The sequence below is a fragment of the Bacteroidota bacterium genome (genome assembly GCA_030706565.1).
Taxonomy (GTDB): Bacteria; Bacteroidota; Bacteroidia; order Bacteroidales; family JAUZOH01; genus JAUZOH01.
In genome coordinates this window covers 1-2,478 of sequence record JAUZOH010000514.1, presented here as the reverse complement: position 1 = coordinate 2,478, position 2,478 = coordinate 1, and the positions used below count along the sequence as shown (strand labels likewise).

Below are 2,478 nucleotides of genomic sequence, written 5' to 3'. Positions count from 1 at the left end.
TGTAGCTCCGACTTTGTGGCGAAAAAGGCCGCCATTGCTGCCGGCAACTTGAAAAGTCCTGTCCAGAAAGCTTTTCATGGTTCCGGGAATGCCCGAGTAATGTACAGGTGCTGCCAGTATGAGCCCGTCAGCCTGTTTCATGCTCTGTACGTAATCATTTATCGAATCTGTTGTAATAGCACATTTTTCATCTTTATTTTCCCTGCACTTTCCACAACCTAAGCAACCTCTGATTGCTTTGTTCCCTATATGCAGGATTTCAAAATCTATTCCCTGTTCCTTGAGCTTTGAGCCTATCATCATTAAGGCGTGGAAAGTATTTCCTTCCTTGTTGGGACTTCCGTTAATTGCTATTACTTTCATTCTTTGTAGATTTTTAAATAATTCTAAATTTTTTCCGGAGAACAACAGATTAATTCTTATAAAAAACATGGGCTAACAAATATCAAAATAATTCGTTCACCCATGTTTAAAGTATTTAAAATGATATAAAATCTAAAGTAGGAGGATTTTTAATTTTCCCGTTTTGTTTCTTTTAAGATTACATCATGGGCACCCCCTTCAATGATGCTTGTGGATGAAACCATGGTTATCTTTGCTTTTTTCTTTAATTCCGGTATGGTTAAGGCCCCGCAGCTGCACATAGTCGATTTGACCTTTCCTAAGGTCATATCCAGATTGTCTTTCAGTTTCCCGGCATAAGGAACGTAACTATCAACTCCTTCTTCAAATTTAAGGTTATTGCTGCCGCCCATATCATAACGCTGCCAGTTTCTTGCCCGGTTTGAGCCTTCACCCCAATATTCTTTCACATAATTCCCGCCAACGATGATTTTTTTTGTCGGGCTCTCATCGAAACGGGCGAAATATCTGCCCATCATTAAAAAATCGGCTCCCATTGCTAAGGCAAGCACCATGTGATAATCCTGAACTATTCCCCCATCTGAGCAGATAGGCACGTAGATTCCGGTTTTTTCGAAATATTCATCACGGGCTTTGGAAACTTCGATTAATGCAGTGGCTTGTCCTCTTCCTATTCCTTTCTGTTCCCTGGTTATACAAATTGAACCTCCGCCAATTCCGACTTTTACAAAATCGGCTCCGGCATCAGCCAAATATTTGAATCCTTCATGGTCGACTACATTGCCTGCTCCAATTTTTATTTTGTTTCCGTAATTTTCCCTTACAAATTTTATCGTATCCCTTTGCCATTCTGAAAATCCATCAGACGAATCAATACAGATAACATCTACACCGGCTTCTATTAATTTGGGAATGCGTTCTTCATAATCCCTGGTATTAACCCCGGCGCCAACCAGCAATCTTTTATGTGCATCCAACAATTCATTGGGATTGTCTTTGTGGTTGTCGTAATCCTTTCTGAAAACAAAATATTTTAAATGCTGTTGGTCATCAATGATAGGAAGGGCATTGATCTTATTCTCCCATATAATGTCATTGGCTTCGTCCAGGCTTATTCCATACTTCCCAACGACTAATTTGGAAAACGGGGTCATGAATTCCTTTATTTTTTTATTCAGATTATCTTTCCCCGGGCGATAATCCCTGCTTGTCACTAATCCTAATAGTTTTCCATTCGAAGTTCCATCATCGGTAATGCCTATGGTTGAAAACCCTGTTTTATCCTTCAGATCAATTACATCTTTCAGGCTTTGATCCGGAGTCAAATTGGCATCACTGATCACGAAACCAGCTTTGTATTTTTTTACCTTTCTTACCATTTCGGCTTGCTCTTCAATTGATTGAGAACCGAAAATAAAAGAAAGCCCTCCATTTCTTGCCAAGGCAATAGCCATATTGGAATCAGATACGGCCTGCATAATTGCCGAAACAAACGGGATATTCAAATTTAAATCAGGTTTGTCACCTTTAGAAAATTTAACTAAAGGAGTCTTTAAATTGATTTTATCCGGAGTACATTCTTTTGTCGTTAAGCCAGGAATAAGTAAATATTCGTTGAAAGTTCTTGAAATATCATTGATGATTCTTGCCATAAGAAAGTATTTTTATTATTGTGCAAATTTACAGAAAAACAATCAAAAAACTGTATTGTTTATTAGTATTCATTTGAAACTGTTCAACCTTTGCCGGTTTAGCAGCCTGAATGAACTCCCATTCCCTGATATTTGGCCAAAAAATAAGGCGATTAGTTCCGATGGACATGATTTTCCCATGTTTTCAACATGTTAACAAATATCTTCAATGTTAATGTCTGCAATCATATCCTTTTCAACATAATGCATTTATTACCCTGAAGGCATATGCCCAGGTGCTCCAAGTACTTTGGCCTGAAATTAAAACCACCCTTTCCATATTCATCTTCTTATGTTTATAAGTTAGCGGCTATTTCAAGCTATAAACCACCTCGACACGACCTAACATACAATCAGTTTGGGAAAGTGGCTTCAGTTCTTGAAACGGACAGTCTGAAGATTAAATCTCTTGCTATTGATTACG

3 protein-coding genes are annotated in these 2,478 nt (G+C 38.3%); 1 reads left to right on the top strand and 2 read right to left on the bottom strand.

Annotation, left to right across the window (positions count from 1 at the left end; genetic code table 11):
• A partial coding sequence (locus Q8907_16240; protein ID MDP4275818.1) for a flavodoxin family protein occupies nucleotides 1-363 on the bottom strand: 363 nt, incomplete at its 3' end.
• Nucleotides 364-512: 149 nt separating this feature from the next.
• Complete coding sequence (locus Q8907_16235; GenBank protein ID MDP4275817.1) at nucleotides 513-2,015, bottom strand: IMP dehydrogenase; 1,503 nt, start codon at nucleotides 2,013-2,015, stop codon at nucleotides 513-515.
• Between the two features lie 267 nt (nucleotides 2,016-2,282).
• Between Q8907_16235 and Q8907_16230 the strand changes: the two genes are divergently transcribed.
• The coding region (locus Q8907_16230) for a hypothetical protein (protein MDP4275816.1) at nucleotides 2,283-2,478 on the top strand (196 nt) is incomplete at its 3' end.

What these genes read in the sequence shown, in the direction of transcription:
- Q8907_16235 (MDP4275817.1), bottom strand. Translation starts at nt 2,015, where the DNA reads ATGGCAAGAATCATCAATGATATTTCAAGAACTTTCAACGAATATTTA.